Genomic DNA, 18560 nt, shown 5'->3' with positions numbered 1-18560 from the left:
CTAGCCTAAGCTGGATTACGCTTGAGCGTTGCTTCCCATCAATTCGTCGAAAGCGACAACCTTGGACGACGACTTGGACAGGCCCAGTACGTAGTTGACGACGTTTTCTTCCAATACAAGGGCTTCGACTTCAGCCAGACGGCGACGGTCGCTGTAGTAGTACTTCAGCACTTCGCGCGGGTCTTCGTAGCTTTGGGCGAAGTCTTCGACTTGCGCTTTGACTTGCTCAGGCGTGGCTTGCAGCTTGTTGTCGCCGACCAGTTGCGACAGGATCAGGCCCAGGCGAACGCGACGCTCGGCTTTTTCGGCGAACAGTTCGGCCGGGAAAGGCACGTCCTTGATGTTCATGCCGCGCTGCGCCATGTCTTGGCGGGTCATGTCGGCCAGGCGCTCGCTGTCTTGGGCGATCAGGGCTTGCGGCACGTCCAGGCTGGCGGTCTTGACCAGCGCGTCCATCACGGCTTCCTTGTTGCGGGCTTTGACACGGCCGGCGACTTCGCGTTCCAGGTTGACTTTGATGTCTTCGCGCATTTTGGCGATGTCGCCATCGGCCACGCCGAGCGACTTGGCGAATTCGGTGTCGACTTCCGGCAGGTGCGCCCATTCCAGCTTTTTCAGCGTGATGGTGAACGAGGCGGTCTTGCCGGCCACGTCTTTACCATGGTAGTCCTCTGGGAAGGCCAGTGGGAAGGTCTTGGCTTCGCCGACCTTCAGACCGATGGTGGCCGCTTCGAATTCCGGCAGCATGCGGCCTTCGCCGAGCACGAAGGCGTAGTCGTCGGCTTTGCCGCCCGGGAATTCGACGCCGTCGATGGAACCGACGAAGTCGACGGTCACGCGGTCGCCGTTGGCGGCAATCGCCGCGCCGCCGTCGCCGTGTTCGCCAGCCTCACCCTTGGTGTGGAAGTGCACGCGCTGCTTGCGCAGGATGTCGATGGTCTTGTCGATTTCCGCTTCCGACACTTCGGCCTTGACGGTTTCGATTTCCACGGTGGTCAGATCGCCGACCACGACTTCCGGATAGACTTCGAAGGTGGCGTCGAAGGTCAGCACGCCTTCGGCCGAATCTTCCTTCGGTTCGATGCGTGGGTAGCCGGCGACGCGCAGGTTGTTTTCGTTAGCGGCGTCGTTGAAGGCGCGGCCGACTTTGTCATTCAGCACTTCGGTTTCGATCTGATAACCGTATTGTGCTGCGACCATTTTTAAAGGAACTTTGCCCGGACGGAAGCCTGGTGCCTTAGCCGACTTGGCTTGCACTTTCAGGCGTTTCTCAACTTCGGTGCGGACATCAGTCAGCGGGAAGGAGATCGTGATACGACGTTCGAGTTTGCCCAAGGTTTCGACTGCAGTTGCCATGTTTAAAAATCGTCCAAAAAATTAGAAATACAGTTGGTGCGAGGAGGGGGACTCGAACCCCCACACCATTGCTGGCGTCAGGACCTAAACCTGGTGCGTCTACCAATTTCGCCATCCTCGCGGCATGTTTGCACAAAAGCAAAGGGCGACCCGTAAGTGAAAACGGCCGCCCCTTCCCGCCATAGGCGAGAGCTTTCAACTTCAACGCGGTATTTTAACGGTTTTTTCAAGCAGATGTGATGATTTTTAACCTATCACCAACATTCTGCTCTTCTTTGCCTAACTTCTTCGAAAAACCGCCCTTCCCCTCTGTCAGACCAGGGGCGAAAACGCCGCGCTCAGCGCCTGCCGAAACCGTCCGGCACCCAGTCCGGCTCGAAACGGCCCTGGCTTTGCGGCTTTTGGCTTGTCGCCGCCTGCGCCACGGCCAGCAGGGCCTGGTACAACTCGTCGAATTCGGCGTTGTGGTCGTGCTGCCAACGGCTGACGTCGACGCTGCGGCCGGAGGCCAGCCGCACCGCGATGCGCGGTTTGGCCGCGTCCGGCAAGCCGGCGCCGACGCTGGAAGGCGGCGGCGCCGCCGCGTGGGCGGCGGCCAGGCGGCGCAGCCGGGCCATCGCCTCGGCCGGCACCGCCAGCGGGTAGCGTTTTTCGGCCAGCGCCGCCACGCCGGGTAGGCGCGACACCAACTGGCAAAAACCGGCGCCGTCGGCGGCCAGGTAGACGACCTGGCCGCCGTACAGCGGATGCACGTCCCGCAGGACAATCGCCGCCACCTGTTCCACCTTGGCCCGCCCTTCTTCCTCTGCGTTGGCGGGCCGCGACGCGGCGACCCGCTCGGGCGCCGCGCAGGCGGCGACCAACATGGTCAGCAAGATGACCGCCCTAGCCTTGACGTCTGCGCCCATACATCCCCATCAACATAAACAAGCCGGCACACAGCAGCGCCACCTCGGACGGCTCCGGCACCGCCGTCAGGATGAACGGCGTGTTCGGATTGAGCTGCTTCATGTAGTCGTAATACTGTTGATAGTACCGCGGATACATCACCGGATTGGCGTTCAACGCCCCCAAACCCATCAAACCGTCGTTCGACAGCGTCGGATTCGGGTATTGGTCCACCGCGCCGCCAATGTACTCGTCGTACAAGCCCATCATGTGGCCGACCTCGTGGGCGTTGACCACGCCGCTGTCGCCGGTGTACCAGTTCAACATGTCCGCACGGCCGGGGCCGGCGTGCACCTGGACCTTCTGGTTGAACGGGCCGTCGGTGGTCACCGCGACGAAAATCGGAATGACTTGGCCGGTGCTGGTGTCCTTGACGGCGTACTTGTTGTCCCACACCGAGGAGACGCCGGCCTTCACGGCATTGGTATAGGCGGTTTTCTGGGCGTCGGTATAGTTGAGCCCGGCGTCGAAGGAGAAGTCGATCTGGATGTCTTTTTCCAGTTTCTTGCCGTCGAAGCTGCGCGTGTAACTGTAGTCCCAGCTGTAGGGACCGAAGGGGCCGGGGTTGCCGGCGTTGTCCTTCAGGTCGGCGTCGCCATAGGCCGGCGTGGTACGCGTGCCTGTGATGTTCTGGCTGCCCGTCGTGAGCGCGGCCAGGGCCGAGGTGGAAAGCGCGGCAAAAGCCAGCGCGACAAGTAATGCGGATCCCCTGATTTTGTTTTTCATTTTTGTTCTCGAGTAATAGTTTTTAGCAATACCGGACGGCACACCTCACCACACCCACACCACGAACACCCCGTGCCCCAGCCGGCAGACCTTTGCGACCGCCACCGTCCAACTTGCGTGGAAGAAAAACTAAATGAGCAAATTAAACAATGGCTAGACCAACTTAGGATATGAAACCCACTGTGTCAAGGATGACTCCGCCTGCCCCCGGCGGGGTCGCCGCCGGCGCGCGTCAACTGTTTGATTTAAAAAGAAAAACGGCGGATTCCATGGAGGGAATCCGCCGTTGCGTTCCGTCCTTGACTAGGCGGCGGAACGGGTTTGTGGTTTTTTAACCCGGAACCAGGCGGCGTACAAGGCCGGCAGGAACAGCAGGGTCAGCGCGGTCGCCAGGATCAGCCCGCCCATGATGGCCACCGCCATCGGGCCCCAGAACACCGAGCGCGACAAGGGGATCATGGCCAGCGCGGCGGCGGCGGCCGTCAGGATGATCGGCCGGCAGCGGCGCACCGCCGCCTCGACGATGGCGTCCCACGGCTCGGCGCCGGCGGCGATGTCCTGCTCGATCTGGTCGACCAGGATCACCGAGTTGCGGATGATCATGCCGAACAGCGCGATCACGCCCAGGTTGGCGACGAAGCCGAGCGGACGGTGCAGCAACAGCAGGGCCATCGCCGCGCCGGCCACGCCCAGCGGGCCGGTCAGGAACACCAGCAGCGAGCGCGAGAAGCTATGCAGCTGCAACATCAGCAGGGTGAAGATCAGGAAGATCGCCAGCGGCAGGTTGGCCGCGATCGAGGCCTCGGCGGCGCCGCTGTCGGCCGCCGCGCCCTTGACCTGGATGCGGTAGCCGGCCGGCAGCTTGGCGCGCAGCTCGTCGAGCTTGGGGTTGACCTGGCCCGACACGGTCGGCCCCTGGATGCCGTCGACCACGTCGGACTGCACGGTGATCGCCCATTCGCGCCCTTCGCGCCAGACCACGCCCGGTTCCCACACGAAGTGGGCGCGGGCCAGCTGGCTGATGGTGACCGACTTGCCGTTCTGCGTGGGAATATTCGTATCGTTCAGGATGGAAATAGTCCGTCGCTCCTCGATCGGTTGGCGGATCTGGATGTCGATCAGCTTGTTATCCTCGCGGAACTTGCCGATGGTGGTGCCGGACAGGATCGTGTTGGCCGCGCGCATCACCGTTTGCGAGGTCACGCCCAGCGCGCGCATCTTGTCCTGGTCCAGGTCCAGCCGCAGCACCTTGATCGACTCGTTCCAGTTGTCGTTCACGCCCAGGGTGTTGGGGTTGGCGCGCATGATGTCCTTGACCTGGTCGGCGATGGCGCGCACCTTGTCCACCTCGGTGCCGGTGACGCGGAACTGCACCGGATACGGCACCGGCGGCCCGTTCGGCAGCAGCTTGACGCGGCCGCGCACCTCGGGGAAGTCCTCCTTGAAGATGGCGACGATCTTGTCGCGCAGGATGCCGCGGGTGGCCAGGTCGCTTCGGCAGCACGACGATCTGCGACACGTTCGACTGCGGGAAGATCTGGTCCAGCGGCAAATAGAAGCGCGGGCTGCCGGTGCCGACGTAGCTGGTGGTGCTGACCACGCCGTCCTGCTTGGCGATGAAGGCCTCGAACTTCTTCACCTGCGCCTCGTTGGCGGCGAAGGTGGTGCCCTCGGGCGTCCACAATTCCACCATCAGCTCGGGCCGGCTCGAATCGGGGAAGAACTGCTTCTCGATGAACTTGAAGCCGTAGACGCCCAACGCGAACACCAGCAGGGTGGCGGCGATGGTGGTCTTGCGGTAGTCGACGCACCAGGTGACGACGGCGCGGAACTTGCGGAAGCCCGGCGTGTCGAACAAGTCGTGCTCGTGACTCGAGTGCGGCTTGACCTTCAGCAGCACGTAGCCGATGTAGGGCGTGAACACCACCGCCACCACCCAGGAGATGCACAGCGCCAGCGCGTTGACCGAGAACAGCGAGAAGGTGTATTCGCCGGCGGCCGATTTGGCCAGGCCGATCGGCAGGAAGCCGGCCACGGTGATCAGGGTGCCTGTCAGCATCGGCATGGCCGTCGAGGTGTAGGCGAAGGTGGCGGCGTCGAAGCGCGACATGCCCTCCTCCATCTTGCGCACCATCATTTCGACGGCGATGATGGCGTCGTCGACCAGCAGGCCGAGGGCGATGATCAGCGCGCCGAGCGAAATCTTGTGCAGGTCGATGTCGAGGATGCGCATGCACAGGAAGGTCACCGACAGCACCAGCGGAATGGTCAGCGCCACCACCAGGCCGGGCCGCACGTCCAGGCGGAAGGGCTTGGTATGCAGGCCGAGCGCCAGGAAGCTGACGGCCAGCACGATCAGCACGGCCTCGATCAGGGTGTGGACGAACTCGCTCACCGAGGCGGTGACCGCCTCCGGCTGGTTGGACACGCGTTTCAGCTCGATGCCCACGGGCAGCTTGGCGCGCAGCTCGTCGACCGTCTTCTGCATGGCCTTGCCCATGACAATGATATTGCCGCCCTTCTCCATCGAGACGCCCAGGCCGATCACTTCCTTGCCGTTGAAGCGCATTTTTTCACGCGGCGGGTCCTGGTACTCGCGCTTGATGGTGGCGAAGTCGCCCAGGCGGAAGGTGGTGCCGTTGGCGCGCAGCTCGAACTCCTCGAAGTCCTTGACGGTCTTCAGGGCGCCGGTCACGCGCACCTGCAGGTTGTCGGTCGGCGTCACCAGCACGCCGGTCGACTCGACCGTGTTCTGGCTGCCGATCTGGTTGACGATGGCCTCGAAGGAGATGCCCAGCTGGGCGAACTTCTTGTGCGAGAACTCGATGTTGATCTTCTCGTCCTGCACGCCGAACAACTCGACCTTGGAGACCAGCGGCACGCCCAGCAATTGCTGGCGCACGAAGTCGGCGTAGTCCTTCATTTCGGCGTAGTTGAAGCCGTTGCCCTCCAGCGCGAAGATGGAGCCGTAGGTGTCGCCGAACTCGTCGTTGAAGTACGGTCCCTGCACGCCGGAAGGCAGCGTGCCGACAATGTCGCCGATCTTCTTGCGCACCTGATACCAGGCGGCGGCGGTGTCCTTGGGCGGCGCCGATTCGCGCAGCTTGAGGATGATCAGCGTCTCGCCCGGCTTGGAATAGGAGCTGATCTCGTCGATGTAGGGGGTTTCCTGCAGCTTCTTCTCGAGCTTGTCGGTGACCTGGTCGGCCATCTGCAAGGCGGTGGCGCCCGGCCAGTTGGCGCGGATCACCATGGCGCGGAAGGTGAACGGCGGATCCTCGTCCTGGCCCAGGCTGGCATAGCTGAGCATGCCGCCGATCAACAGCACGGCGATCAGGTAGCGCGTCAGCGGAATGTGTTCCAGCGCCCAACGGGAAAGATTGAAGCCGCCCTTCATTTGGACGCCTCGGCGGCGGACGCCGACATGGCGGCGGACGCGGCGGCCGGCGCGGCGGCGGGCGCGGCCGCCGGCTTGGCGGCCGGCTTGGCGGCCAGGTCGTCGCCAAGGATCTTGACCTTCTGGCCCGGCTTGAGCAGGTTGACGCCGGCGGTGACCACCGTCTGGCCGTCCTTGACGCCGCTGCTGAGCACCAGGTCGTTGCCGGCGGCGCCGCCGATGGTGACCGGCACCAGCTTGACGGCGCCGTTCTCGACCACCCAGACCGAGCTGGCCGATTTTTCATAGAACAGGGCCGTCAGCGGCACCTTGAGCTGCGGCGTCGCCGTCTTCGAGGCGAACTGCACCACGGCGGTCATGCCCAGCTTGGCGTCGGCCAGGCTGTCCGGAATCGACACCTTGACCGTGTAGGTCCGGGTCGACGGGTCGGCCACCGGCGAGATCTCGCGGATCGTGCCGGCCACCGACTGTTGCGGACTGGCCCACAGGCGCACGCGCACGTCGGGAATGCGGCGCAGCACGTCGACCTTGTCCTCCGGCAGGCCGATGACGATCTCCTTCTCGCCCGTCTTGGCGACGCGCACCACCGGGGTGCCGGCGGCGACCACCTGGCCGACCTCGGCGTCGACCGAGGTGACCACGCCGTCGATGTCGGCGACAAGGGTGGCGTAGCCGGCCTGGTTGGCCTGGCCGCGATAGGCCGCCATGGCCGAGTCGACGCTGGCCTGGGCCGATTTGAAGGCCGACTCCTTGGTGTCGAGCACGGTTTGGCTGACGAAATTCTTCTCACGCAATTCCTGATAGCGCTTCAACTCGGCGCGCGCCAGGTCGCGGTTGGTTTCGGCGGCGCGCAGCGCGGCCATGCCCTGGGCCTGCGACAGTTGCAGATCCTGCGGGTCGAGCTGCATCAACACCTGGCCCTTCTTGACCAGCGTGCCGACGTCGACCTTGCGGGCGACGATCTTGCCGCCGACGCGGAAGCCCAAACGCGACTCGATGCGCGCCCTCACCTCGCCGGAGAATTCGGCGTTCACATCGACGTCGCTGCCATGCAGCACCATCACGCGCACCGGACGGATGTCGACGGTGGCTTCGGGCGGTTTGCCGCAGCCGGCCAACAACAGCGCGGCGGCGCCGGCCGTGGCCAGCATGGCCAGACGGGGAATATGCCTAGATGGAAGGCGGAGGTGAGGCAGGGTTTTCGGGGCGGGCACGGATTTTTCCTTTACTATGCGGGCAATGAGAGTCCAAAGGCTTGCTGCTATTTCAAGATGGCACTACTATTACAGGCCGGAAAGTAAATGACTTTCCGTTAAGTAATTATAATCAGGTCAAATCCGTTTGCAAATGACTTTCGCGTCATTAATCTACATTATTCGCTTTTATGCCTGTCGACCACTACGAAAATTTCCCTGTTGCATCTATTTTGTTGCCACGCCGTCTACGTCCCGCCGTCGAAGCGATCTACGCCTTCGCCCGCAGCGCCGACGATCTGGCCGACGAGGGCGACGCCACGCCGGAACAACGGCTGGCCGCGCTGGCCGCCTACGAGGCCGCGCTGGACCGCATCGAACGGGGCGAGCCCGGCCACGATGCGCTGTTCGAGCGGCTGGCCGGCGTGGTGGCGCAGTACCAGCTGCCGCTGCAACCAATGCGCGACCTGCTGTCCGCCTTCAAGCAGGACGTCGTGGTCAGCCGCTACGCCAGCTACGACGCCCTGCTCGACTACTGCGCCCGCTCGGCCAACCCGGTCGGCTTGCTGATGTTGACGCTGTACCAACAGGCGGATGAACAGAATGTACGCGATTCCGACGCCATCTGCACGGCGCTGCAACTCATCAATTTCCTGCAGGACGTGGCGATCGACCTGCACAAGGAGCGCATCTACCTGCCGCTGGAAGACCTGAACCGCTACGCCATCTCGCCGGCGGCGCTGGGCCACGTCGACGCGCGGCCGCGCTGGCGCTCGATGATGGCCTTCGAGGTCGAGCGCACCCGCGCCCTGATGCTGAGCGGCGCGCCGCTGGCCCTGCGCCTGCGCGGCCGCATCGGCTTCGAGCTGCGCCTGGTGGTGCAAGGCGGCCTGGCCATCCTCGACGCCATCGAGGCGGTCGAGTACGATGTGTTCCGCCGCCGGCCGCAGCTGGTCCGGCGCGACTGGCTGCGCATCTTCTGGCGCGCGCTGCGCATGAAGAGCCAGTTGAAGGCGCGCGCCAAGGCGGTGCAAGGACGCGTGCGGATCAGCCGGGAAACACCGTAGAACAGCCGCGATGGATGGCCGATAGAGGGCCGCCCGGCGCACAAGCGGCGGACAATCCGCACAAGAGCGACACAATCGGCGTCAAAAAACCGGCCCGGGGCCGCAAAAGCCCCCTCGCCGGCCGCGCCGCCCTATAGAATAGCGGCTTCGATTGCCCTCCCTTGCATTTTTGACCATGTCTCCCGACGAATACTGCCAGCAAAAAACCGCCCAGAGCGGCTCCAGCTTCTACTACAGCTTCCTGTTCCTGACGCCGGAACGGCGCCGCGCCATCACCGCGCTGTACGCCTTCTGCCGCGAGGTGGACGACACCGTCGACGAATGCACCGATGAATCGATCGCCCGCGTCAAGCTGGCCTGGTGGCGCAACGAGATCGCCGGCATGTACCAGGGCAAGCAGACCCATCCGGTGACCCAGGCCCTGCAGCCCCATCTGCTCACCTACAATCTGCAGCAACAGCACTTGCAGGCCATCATCGACGGCATGGAAATGGATCTGAACCAGACCCGCTACCTCGACTATCCGGCGCTGCAACGCTATTGCTGGCACGTGGCCAGCGTGGTCGGCATCCTGTCGGCCAGCATCTTCGGCGCGACCAAGCCGGAAACCCTGGTCTACGCCGAGAAGCTGGGCCACGCCTTCCAGCTGACCAACATCATCCGCGACGTCGGCGAGGACGCCCGCAAGGGCCGCATCTATCTGCCGATCAACGAGTTGCAGCAGTTCAACGTCACGGCGGCCGACCTGCTCAACGCCCGCCACAGCGATAACTTCGAGAACCTGATGAAGTTCCAGGTGGCCCGCGCCCAGTTGGCCTACGACGAGGCCTTCGCCCTGCTGCCCAAGGAAGACCGGCGCGCCCAGCGTCCCGGCCTGATCATGGCGGCCATCTACCGCACCCTGCTGACCGAGGTCGAGGCCGACGGCTACCACGTGCTCCAGCAGCGCATCTCGCTGACGCCGATCCGCAAACTGTGGCTGGCCTGGAAGACCTACGTCCGTGGCTAAGCAGGTCGCCGGCAAGAGCGTCGCCGTGGTCGGCGCCGGCTGGGCCGGCTGCGCGGCGGCGGTGGAGCTGGCCCGCGCCGGCCACCAGGTCACCCTGTTCGAGGCCGCCCGCACGCTGGGCGGCCGGGCTAGGCGCGTCGCCACCGACCGCCGCCAGCTCGACAACGGCCAGCACATCCTGCTCGGCGCCTACCGCGAAACCCTGCGCCTGATGGCCCTGGTCGGCGTCGACCGCCAGGCCGCGCTGCTCAATCTGCCGCTGCAAATGCGCTACCCGCCGCACGGCGGCGGCATGGACTTCGTCGCGCCGCGCCTGCCGGCGCCGCTGCACCTGCTGGCCGCCCTGCTGCGCGCCAAGGGCCTGGGGCGCGCCGACAAGATGTCGCTGGCGCGCTTTTCCAGCACGGCGCGCTGGATGGGCTGGCAGTTGCACAACGATTGCAGCGTCAGCGAACTGCTGCAACGCTTCGACCAGACCGACCGCCTGATCCAGCTGATGTGGCGTCCGCTCTGCCTGGCGGCGCTGAACACGCCGCCCGAGCGCGCCTCGGCCCAGGTCTTCCTCAACGTGCTGCGCGACAGCCTGGGCGCCAAGCGCGCCGCCTCCGACATGCTGCTACCGCGCGCCGACCTGAGCAAGCTGTTCCCCGACGCCGCCGCCGCCTACCTGGCCAAGCACGGCGGCACCGTGCGCAGCGGCGCCAAGGTGCGCCGCCTGCAACGCGAGAGCGACGACGCCGGCCAGGCCGCCGGCGCCTGGCGCCTGGAGGTCAGCGGCGAGGCCGTCGGCGGCACCTGGGGCGCCAGCTTCGACGGCGTGGTGCTGGCCTGCGCGCCGCCGCAGGCCGCCGTGCTGCTGCACGACATCGCCGACAGCGAGGCCGCCATCGCCACCCTGTGCGCCGGCCTGACCGCCTTCGAGGCGGAAACCATCACCACCTGCTACCTGCAATACGACCCGGCGCTGCGCCTGGCGCTGCCGATGTACGCGCTGCTCGACGCGCCCGAGCGCTACCACTGGGGCCAGTTCGTCTTCGACCGCGGCCAGCTCGACGCCGCCCAGGCCGGCCTGCTGGCGGTGGTGGTCAGCGCCTCGGCCGAGGCCGCCGCCATGGCGCAGCCGCTGCTGGCCGAGGCCATCGCCGTGCAGCTGGCCACCGTGTTCGAGCGGCCCGAGCTGGGCACGCCGCAGTGGTTCAAGGTGATCACCGAGAAGCGCGCCACCTTCGCCTGCACGCCGGGCCTGCAACGCCCGGCCAACGCCACCGGCCTGGCCGGCCTGGCCATCGCCGGCGACTACACCGCCAGCGACTACCCGGCCACCCTGGAGTCGGCCGCGCGCAGCGGCGTGGCCGCCGCCGCCGGCCTGTGGGACGCGCCGCGCCGCCCCGGCTGATCCGCGCTGCATGTCGTCTGCCCCGTCAAATATGCATCCTGTCGCATACCCGTGTCCGCCCGCCGTCCGTTTCCGTACAGTGGCAGCATCGACACACGCAACACGACTGGACCGCATCATGAACCTCCGCCTCAGCCTCAAGACCATCGCCGTGCTCGCCTTCGTGGCGGCCAGCACCGTGGCCATCGTGCACGCCGAAGCGGGCGCGCCGGAGGCCGGCACCGGCCACCCATCACACATGCACGCGGGCAACATGCCGGCGTTGCAATACTAGGCTAGGCGCACACCATGGGTAAGCTGGAATACCTCGACGCGCTCAAACGGGCCATGGCGGGATTGCCGCCGGACACCGTGGCCAAGACCCTGGCCTATTACGAGCAGCGCTTCATCGACGGCCTCGCCGCCGGCCTGAGCGAGGCGGAGATCCACGCCCAGCTCGACGAACCCCGCAAGATCGCCATGACCTTGCGCGCCAACCGCCACCTCAACAGCTTCACGCAGAGCAAGAACCCGGTCAACCTGGCGCGCATGCTGGTGTCCTTCATCGGCCTGGCCATCTTCAACCTGTTCATGCTGATCCCGGCGATGGTCTACGGTTGCCTGCTGCTGACGGTCTACCTGTCGGCGCTGACCTTCTACGTCAGCGGCATCGCCGTCAGCGCCAGCGCCTTGTCCGGCCAGAACGAGCTGGTGCTGGAGGGTCCGCTGCGCCACCTGATCATCGACAACGACGGCGACGAGGAGAGCCCTGGCCCAGGCCAAGCTGGCCATCAACGAGATGGGCATCCAGTTCCACCGCGATCCCAAGGCGGCCTCGGCGCGGCCGGACGACGGCAGCAAACCCAAGCTGTTGGAACGGGCCGAGGCGGTGGCCGGCGGCGGCCTGCACATCACCACCGAGCTCGACAGCGGCTCGCGCAACACCCAGGCCTTCGTCGGCCTCGGCCTGGTGCTGGCCGGCATCGGCCTGACCCTGGTCAGCGTGGTGGTGACGCGCTACACGGTGCTCGGCGCCAAACGCTACGCGGCGATGAACTTCTCGCTGCTGAGGGGCCGCTGATGCGCCGCCCCGCCACCAAACCGGAGGGCCGTCCATGCGCTCGCTAATCAAACTCGGCATCGGCATGCTGCTGCTCGCCTTCGTGCTGATCGGCGTCTCCTACAGCATGCTGCGCGCCTACGGCAGCGCCAACCCGTCCAGCGCGGCCGGCCGCGCGCCCGCCAGCGAGGTGCGCAGCGCCGGCCGCAACGTCACCATCGTCGAGCTGAACGGCCCGATCGACCTGACCCTGCGCCAGGGCAGCACGCCCTTCCTCAAGGTGCGCGGCGAGCAGCGCCTGCTGGGCAACATCGAAACGGTGCAGGAGGGCAACACCCTGCACATCGGCACCAAGGGCATGTTGCTGCACCACCGCCGGCCCCTGCAGGTGGAGCTGGTGCTGCCGGCGCTCGAACAGCTCGACGTGCGCGGCAACGGCGACAGCACCATCAACGGCTTCAGCGGCGCCAGCATCTCGCTGCAGCTCTACGGCAGCGGCAACGTCAATTTCAACGGCCGCTACAAGCAGGTGGCGGCCGGCGTGCACGGCAGCGGCGACATCAACATGAACACCGGCAACAGCGACGCGGTCGATCTGGAGATGGTCGGCTCGGGCCGGCTGGTGTCGGCCGGCGCCTGCAAGGAGCTGAGCGCCGAGCTGACCGGCTCGGGCGACCTGGACGCCCGCCACCTGGCCTCGGACAAGGTGCGCGTGCACCTCAAGGGCTCCGGCACCACCCAGGTGTTCGCCCGCCGCGAGGCCGACCTGGAGCTGCGCGGCAGCGGCGACATCCGCGTCTACGGCAACCCCGACCAGCGCAACGTCAACCGCACCGGCTCGGGCGAGGTCAGCTGGAACCACTAGGCAAGTTGGCCGGCACGGCAGGCATTGAACGGTTCCGGCCAGCCATTTAGTTTCGATTCGCGCAGCCACATGGTTCAGCTAGCGCGACAGTTATATCGAAGGTACTACGCTCCCTTACTGACGCGCCATCGCCAGAGCGTACGCTTCCAAATCAGGAATAAGTCGCTCGAGCATCAGGTGCGCAAGCTTCTCCCTTGCTTCGGCACCATTGGTATTCAACTTTTCCCAAAGTGAATCCTTTTCCGTGGAAGTAATGTGATACTGTTTCTGGAACGAACTGCTTCCTCCATTGAGGATCATCGTGATATCGACCTTGTATTCCTGATAGTCGCCGTTCAAATGCACACGATCGATGTTGATCGTGGCGGCCATATCAGCCGTCGCATTCTCGTCGACAGTTGTTGATTTAACCACTCCAAGCCGCACGAGCTCCTTGCGCAGCGATTGAGAAAATTCTTGCTGATCCTTGGCGCCGAAAGGCTCCTTTCCCTTCACGTCCATTGCAATATAGGTGCCGGCCACCGGCATCAAATATGTGCTGCGGCTACTACCTGCGCCATTGGATGTCACGACAATGCGGGCGGTTTTGTCGGTTTTGACGGTGGACACGCCCTTGTAGCTCAGGTTATCGATCGGGATGGGCGTGGCGCATGCCGAAAGCAAAGCCAGTAGCGCGCAGATGCTGATTAACCTAGTTTTCTCCATATAATTACCCTTTCAACAAGTCATTACAAGTAAGTAACATAGATGCAGCCTCGCGCGAGTGACGCGGCTGTATTTTCTGAATGCACTTGATAATATGTAATTATAGGAAATTTGGCAATATTTCGATTGCATTCAGCCGCTTGCGCGGGAATGCCAGCGTGCGGCTAAGCGCCCTGCGATTCGCCCCCGCGCCCCAACCAGCGCAACACATCCTGGCCGGCGGCCAGGCCGCCGGCCAGGCAAGCGGTCAGCAGGTAGCCGCCGGTCGGCGCCTCCCAGTCGACCATCTCGCCGGCGACGAACACGCCCGGCGCCGCCTTCAGCATCGCCCCCTCCAGCGCGGCGAAGCGCACCCCGCCGGCGCTGCTGATGGCCTCGTCGATGGGACGCGGCCGCAGCAGGCGCAGCGGCAGCGCCTTGATCGCCCGCGCCAACCGCTCCGGATCGGCGAACTCCTCGGCGACTATGCACTCGCGCAGCAGGCCGGACTTGACGCCCTTGATGCCGAGGCGGCTCTGCAAATGACTGGACATCGAACGCGCGCCGCGCGGTCGCGCCACCTCGTCGGCGACCCGCTCGGCCGTCCAGTCGGGCAGCAGGTCGAGGTGGATCAAGGCGCTGCCGTCGGCGGCGATCTGCTCGCGCAGCGCGGCCGACAGCGCGTAGATCAAGCTGCCCTCGACGCCGCCGCCGGTGACGACGAACTGGCCCTGCTTGCGCACTTGGCGGCCGTGGGCGTCGGTCGAGACGATGGCCACCGTGGTCAGCGGCTCGCCGGCGTGGCGGCTGGCGAAGTGCGCGCTCCAATCCACGTCGAAGCCGCAGTTGGCCGGCACCAGCGGCGCCAGCTCGACGCCGCGCTGCGCCAGCAGCGCCTGCCAGGCGCCGTCCGAACCGAGCCGCGCCCAGCTGGCGCCGCCCAGCGCCAGCACGGTGGCGTCGGCGCGGACGGTGTGCTCGCCGTCCGGCGTGGCGAACAGCAGCGCGTCGTCGCGCCAACCCTGCCAGCGCTGGCGCATGTGGAACTGCACGCCGCTCTCGCGCAGGCGGTGCAGCCAGGCGCGCAGCAACGGCGCCGCCTTCATATCGGTCGGGAAGACGCGGCCGGAGGTGCCGACGAAGGTGTCCACGCCCAGGCCGTGCACCCAGTCGCGCACCTGCTGCGGGCCGAAGGCCTGCAACTGCGGCAGCAGCGCCGCGCCGGCCGCGCCGTAGCGGGTAACGAAATCGTCGAAGGGCTCGGCGTGGGTGATGTTCATGCCGCCCCGGCCGGCCAGCAGGAACTTGCGGCCGACCGAGGGCATGGCGTCGTACAGGTCGACGCGCGCGCCGCCCTCGGCCAGCGTTTGCGCGGCCATCAGGCCGGCCGGTCCGCCGCCGATGACGGCGACGCGGGGTGTTTGAGAGTGAGACTGCATGGGATCGATCCGAAAGCTAAAAAGGCCGCGCTCCGGGGCCGGTGACTAGACCTGGGGCGGTGCGCGGCGCATACTGTGGGCTGCCATACTTTTGAGGAGCCGTTATGGGTGCAGCATTCTGGATTAAACGTTATTTACTCGCGGCCGTGCCGCTGTTCGCCATCCTGGCATTGGTCGACTATTTCAAGGGCGCCCGCACGGCGGACGAGTTCACCAGCGCCGCCATCTGGGCGGTCGTGGCCGCCGCCATCTACACGATCTCGACCTTCATGCGCTACCGCAAAGAAGGCCCGGCCGCGTTGGGCAAGCAGCCGCCGGCACCAAAATAATCACCAGCGGAGAATCGCAAGCGCTAGCCGTCGCCCGCTGGGCGCGGCGGTTCAGCATCAAGTCTAGCCGCCGGTCACCGGCGGGAAGAAGGCCAGCTCGCAGCCTTCGCTGACGGCGCTGTCGGCGTCGCACATCACCTGGTTGCAGGCCATGCGCAGCGCCCTGCCCTCGCCCAGGGCCTTGGCCCATGGGTCGCCGCGCCCGATCAAATGGGCGCGCACCTGGCCCACCGTGGCCACGCCTTCCGGCAGCGCCAGGGATTCGGTGGAAGTGCCTAGTGCCTCGCGCACGCTGGCAAAAAATCGCAGCGTAATATTCATGTCGATGATTCTTCTGTGTTGGTCGCGGCCTGCTCAGTGCAGCAGCTCGCTAAATGGAATGAAACGCACCGTGTCGCCAAGCGCGATGGCCTGGCCGGGCGGATTGTCGATGATGCCGTCGCCCCAGACGGTGGAGGTCAGCACGCCCGAGCTCTGGTTCGGGAACAGATCGAGTCCGCCGCCGGCGTTGATGCGGGCGCGCAGGAACTCGTTGCGCCGGTCCGGCTTGGTCCAGGCGAAATCGGCGCGCATGGCGTAGCTTTGCGGCGTCAGCGCGCGCGGCTCGTCCACGCCCTGCAGGCGCAGCAGGAAGGGCCGCACGAACATCAGGAAGGTGATGTAGCTCGACACCGGGTTGCCCGGCAGGCCGAGGAAGAAGGCCTGGCCGACCTCGCCGAAGGCCAGCGGCTTGCCCGGCTTGACGGCGATCTGCCACATGTTCAGGCGCCCTTCCGCCTCGACCGCCGGCTTGATGTGGTCCTCCTCGCCGACCGAAACGCCGCCGGAGGTGATGATCAGATCATGCTCGCGGGCGCAGTCGCGCAGCACGGCGCGGGTGGCCTCCAGCGAGTCCGGCACGATGCCGTAGTCGCTGATTTGGCAGCCCAGGTTTTCCAGCAGCGCGCGCAGGGTGAAGCGGTTGGAATTGTAGATCGCGCCGGGCGCCAGCGGCTCGCCCGGCATGGCCAGCTCGTCGCCGGTGAAGAACACCGCCACGCGCAGCTTGCGCCGCACCGGCAGCGTGGCCAGGCCGACCGAAGCGGCCAGGCCCAGCTCGGGGCTGCGCAGGCGGGTGCCGGCCGGCAGGATCACGCTGCCGTTGGTGATGTCCTCGCCGGCGCGGCGTATCCATTCGCCCGGCTTGGGCGCGTGGCGCACGGTGACCAGGTTGCCGGCCGCCTCACACTGCTCCTGCATGACGACGGCGTCGGCGCCCTCCGGGATCAGCGCGCCGGTGAAGATGCGCGCCGCCGTGCCGGGCAACAGCGGCTGGCCGACATGGCCGGCCGGAATCCGCTGCGACACGGTCAAGGTCGCCGCGCCGCCGGCGCAGTCGGCCGCGCGCACGGCGTAGCCGTCCATCTGCGTGTTGTCCATCGCCGGCACGTTCATGCCGGACACCTGGGCCTGGGCCAGCACGCGGCCGTTGGCCTCCAGCGTGGCCACGCTTTCGATCTCGCGCACCGGCCGCGCGGCCGCCTGCAGGAAGGCCAGCGCCTCGCTCACGGAGAGCATCGGTTTGGGCTTGTATTCAGTCATGGCGCGGCTCGCTCACAGGCCGGTGTGGCCGGCGATGTAGGCCTTCATCTTTTCCACATCGGTCGACATGACGACGAACTTCTGCGGCAGCTTCTCGATGTTCTCGAAGCCGGCCGGACGCTCGGCGTCCACACCCAGCGCGTCGAGGATGGTCTCGTTGAACTTGGCCGCCAGCGCCGTCTCCAGCACGATCATCGTCACGCCCTTTTCGATATGCTCGCGCGCGACCTTGATGCCGTCGGCGGTGTGCGTGTCGATGGTGATGCCGTAGTCGTCGGCGACGTCGCGGATGGTGTCGAGGCGGTCCTTGTGGGTCGATTTGCCGGACTGGAAACCATACTGGGCGACCTTCTTGAACTCGTCGCCGTCGCTGCCCGGCTTGCCGGACAGGTCGAAGCCGCCCTGCGTCTCGACCTTGTGGAACAGCGCGCGGGTGCGCTCGCCGTCGCGGCCGACCAGGTCGTAGATGAAGCGCTCGAAGTTGGACGCCTTGGAGATGTCCATCGACGGGCTGCTGGTGTGGTAGGTCTCGGCCGACTTACGCACGCGGTAGACGCCGGTGCGGAAGAACTCGTCGAGCACGTCGTTCTCGTTGGTGGCGGCGACCAGCTTGGCGATCGGCAGGCCCATCATCCGCGCGATGTGGCCGGCGCAGATGTTGCCGAAGTTGCCCGACGGCACCGTGAACGAGACTTTCTCGGCGTTGCTGCTGGTGGCGGCCAGGTAGCCGCGGAAGTAGTACACCACCTGGGCCACGACGCGCGCCCAGTTGATCGAGTTGACCGTGCCGATCTTCTGCGCGGCCTTGAACGGCAGGTCGTTGGAGACCGCCTTGACCATGTCCTGGCAGTCGTCGAAGACGCCGTCGACGGCGATGTTGAAGATGTTCGGGTCAGTGCAGGCTGAACATTTGCGCGGTCTGGAAGGCGCTCATCTTCTTGTGCGGCGAGAGCATGAAGACGCGGATGCCCTTTTTGCCGCGCATGGCGTATTCGGCCGCGCTGCCGGTGTCGCCCGAGGTGGCGCCGAAGATGTTGAGCTGCGCGCCGCTCTTGGCCAGCGTGTATTCGAACAGGTTGCCCAGCAACTGCATCGCCATGTCCTTGAAGGCCAAGGTCGGGCCGTTCGACAGCGCCTGCAGCACCAGCTTGCGGCCGTCGCCCTCCTCCAGCACGCGCAGCGGCGTGATCTGGCTGGCCTTTTCGCCGGCGCGGGCGTTGCGGTAGACCTCCTTGGTGTAGGTCTTGGCGGTCAGCGCGCGCAGGTCGGCTTCCGGGATGTCGGTGGCGAACTTGCGCAGCACCTCGTAGGCCAGGTCGGCGTAGGACAGCTTGCGCCAGGCGTCCAGTTCGGCGCCGCTCACCTGCGGGTAGGCGGTCGGCAGGAACAGGCCGCCGTCGGCGGCCAGGCCGCCGAGCAGGATGTCGGAAAAATTGGAGGGGGACGACGAAGCGGCCGACGCGGCGGCGCGGGTAGACACGTATTGCATAAATTAGACAGGTCCGGTTGGGCTACATATCACTGCGAATGA

At 65.8% G+C, this 18560-nt stretch carries 15 protein-coding genes, 1 tRNA gene and 3 pseudogenes; 8 read left to right on the top strand and 11 right to left on the bottom strand.

Annotated elements, in window-relative coordinates:
* Nucleotides 1-15 precede the first annotated feature (15 nt).
* The 6 genes and pseudogenes from tig to QC826_RS12630 all read right to left on the bottom strand — a co-directional run bounded on the left by tig (nt 16) and on the right by QC826_RS12630 (nt 7578).
* Nucleotides 16-1356 carry a trigger factor gene (gene tig, locus QC826_RS12655; RefSeq protein WP_279765925.1) on the bottom strand — a complete coding sequence of 447 codons (1341 nt, stop codon included), beginning with the start codon at nt 1354-1356 and terminating at the stop codon, nt 16-18.
* A gap of 34 nt (nt 1357-1390) precedes the next feature.
* Nucleotides 1391-1477, bottom strand: a tRNA-Leu gene (locus tag QC826_RS12650).
* 217 nt (nt 1478-1694) lie between these two features.
* Nucleotides 1695-2231, bottom strand: coding sequence for a hypothetical protein (locus tag QC826_RS12645; protein WP_279765924.1), 537 nt, complete (start codon nt 2229-2231; stop codon nt 1695-1697).
* 10 nt (nt 2232-2241) lie between these two features.
* Entirely contained in the window at nt 2242-3030 is a 789-nt protein-coding gene (locus QC826_RS12640; protein WP_279765923.1) for a PEP-CTERM sorting domain-containing protein, read from the bottom strand.
* Nucleotides 3031-3333: 303 nt separating this feature from the next.
* A pseudogene (locus tag QC826_RS12635) lies at nt 3334-6427 on the bottom strand (efflux RND transporter permease subunit).
* The gene (locus QC826_RS12630; protein WP_279766463.1) at nt 6424-7578 is read right to left on the bottom strand and encodes an efflux RND transporter periplasmic adaptor subunit; all 1155 of its coding nucleotides are present in this window, start codon (nt 7576-7578) and stop codon (nt 6424-6426) included. Before QC826_RS12630 ends, QC826_RS12635 begins: the two are co-directional and overlap by 4 nt.
* Nucleotides 7579-7811: 233 nt before the next feature.
* Between QC826_RS12630 and hpnC the strand changes: the two genes are divergently transcribed.
* The 7 genes and pseudogenes from hpnC (at nt 7812) to QC826_RS12595 (ending at nt 12996) form a co-directional block, all read left to right on the top strand.
* Nucleotides 7812-8687, top strand: a complete 876-nt coding sequence (hpnC, locus tag QC826_RS12625) for a squalene synthase HpnC (RefSeq protein WP_279765922.1) — start codon at nt 7812-7814, stop codon at nt 8685-8687.
* 175 nt (nt 8688-8862) lie between these two features.
* Nucleotides 8863-9696, top strand: a complete 834-nt coding sequence (gene hpnD / locus QC826_RS12620; RefSeq protein WP_279765921.1) for a presqualene diphosphate synthase HpnD — start codon at nt 8863-8865, stop codon at nt 9694-9696.
* Entirely contained in the window at nt 9689-11092 is a 1404-nt protein-coding gene (hpnE, locus tag QC826_RS12615; RefSeq protein ID WP_279765920.1) for a hydroxysqualene dehydroxylase HpnE, read from the top strand. The genes hpnD and hpnE overlap by 8 nt, the downstream gene beginning before the upstream one ends.
* A 118-nt stretch (nt 11093-11210) precedes the next feature.
* Entirely contained in the window at nt 11211-11366 is a 156-nt protein-coding gene (locus tag QC826_RS12610) for a hypothetical protein (protein WP_279765919.1), read from the top strand.
* 14 nt (nt 11367-11380) lie between these two features.
* Nucleotides 11381-11491 (top strand): annotated as a pseudogene (locus QC826_RS31595) (hypothetical protein); the annotation flags it as partial.
* A 379-nt stretch (nt 11492-11870) separates the two neighbouring features.
* On the top strand, nt 11871-12152 hold the full coding sequence (locus QC826_RS12600) for a hypothetical protein (protein WP_279766652.1): 282 nt from the start codon (nt 11871-11873) through the stop codon (nt 12150-12152).
* A gap of 34 nt (nt 12153-12186) precedes the next feature.
* Complete coding sequence (locus tag QC826_RS12595) at nt 12187-12996, top strand: head GIN domain-containing protein (protein WP_279765918.1); 810 nt, start codon at nt 12187-12189, stop codon at nt 12994-12996.
* 114 nt (nt 12997-13110) lie between these two features.
* Here the strand turns inward: QC826_RS12595 and QC826_RS12590 are convergent, their stop codons facing one another.
* Both QC826_RS12590 and QC826_RS12585 read right to left on the bottom strand, forming a co-directional pair.
* A complete protein-coding gene (locus QC826_RS12590; protein ID WP_279765917.1) occupies nt 13111-13701 on the bottom strand; it encodes a hypothetical protein in 591 nt (196 codons plus the stop codon).
* Between the two features lie 164 nt (nt 13702-13865).
* Nucleotides 13866-15119 carry a TIGR03862 family flavoprotein gene (locus QC826_RS12585; protein ID WP_279765916.1) on the bottom strand — a complete coding sequence of 418 codons (1254 nt, stop codon included), beginning with the start codon at nt 15117-15119 and terminating at the stop codon, nt 13866-13868.
* A gap of 104 nt (nt 15120-15223) precedes the next feature.
* Here QC826_RS12585 and QC826_RS12580 point away from each other — a divergent pair, with 104 nt between their 5' ends.
* Nucleotides 15224-15448, top strand: coding sequence for a hypothetical protein (locus QC826_RS12580; RefSeq protein WP_093390300.1), 225 nt, complete (start codon nt 15224-15226; stop codon nt 15446-15448).
* Nucleotides 15449-15511: 63 nt separating this feature from the next.
* On the opposite strand, the gene moaD is transcribed toward QC826_RS12580, so the two are convergent.
* The 3 genes and pseudogenes from moaD to thrC form a co-directional block, all read right to left on the bottom strand.
* Entirely contained in the window at nt 15512-15769 is a 258-nt protein-coding gene (gene moaD, locus QC826_RS12575; protein WP_279765915.1) for a molybdopterin converting factor subunit 1, read from the bottom strand.
* Nucleotides 15770-15802: 33 nt separating this feature from the next.
* The gene (glp, locus tag QC826_RS12570; RefSeq protein ID WP_279765914.1) at nt 15803-17029 is read right to left on the bottom strand and encodes a gephyrin-like molybdotransferase Glp; all 1227 of its coding nucleotides are present in this window, start codon (nt 17027-17029) and stop codon (nt 15803-15805) included.
* Between the two features lie 12 nt (nt 17030-17041).
* Nucleotides 17042-18518 (bottom strand): annotated as a pseudogene (gene thrC, locus QC826_RS12565) (threonine synthase).
* Nucleotides 18519-18560: the final 42 nt, after the last annotated feature.

It is taken from the genome of Rugamonas sp. DEMB1 (assembly GCF_029834475.1).
Taxonomy (GTDB): domain Bacteria; phylum Pseudomonadota; class Gammaproteobacteria; order Burkholderiales; family Burkholderiaceae_D; genus Rugamonas; species Rugamonas rubra.
The sequence above is the reverse complement of the archived record's forward strand: the minus strand, read 5'-3'. Positions and strand labels throughout refer to the sequence as shown.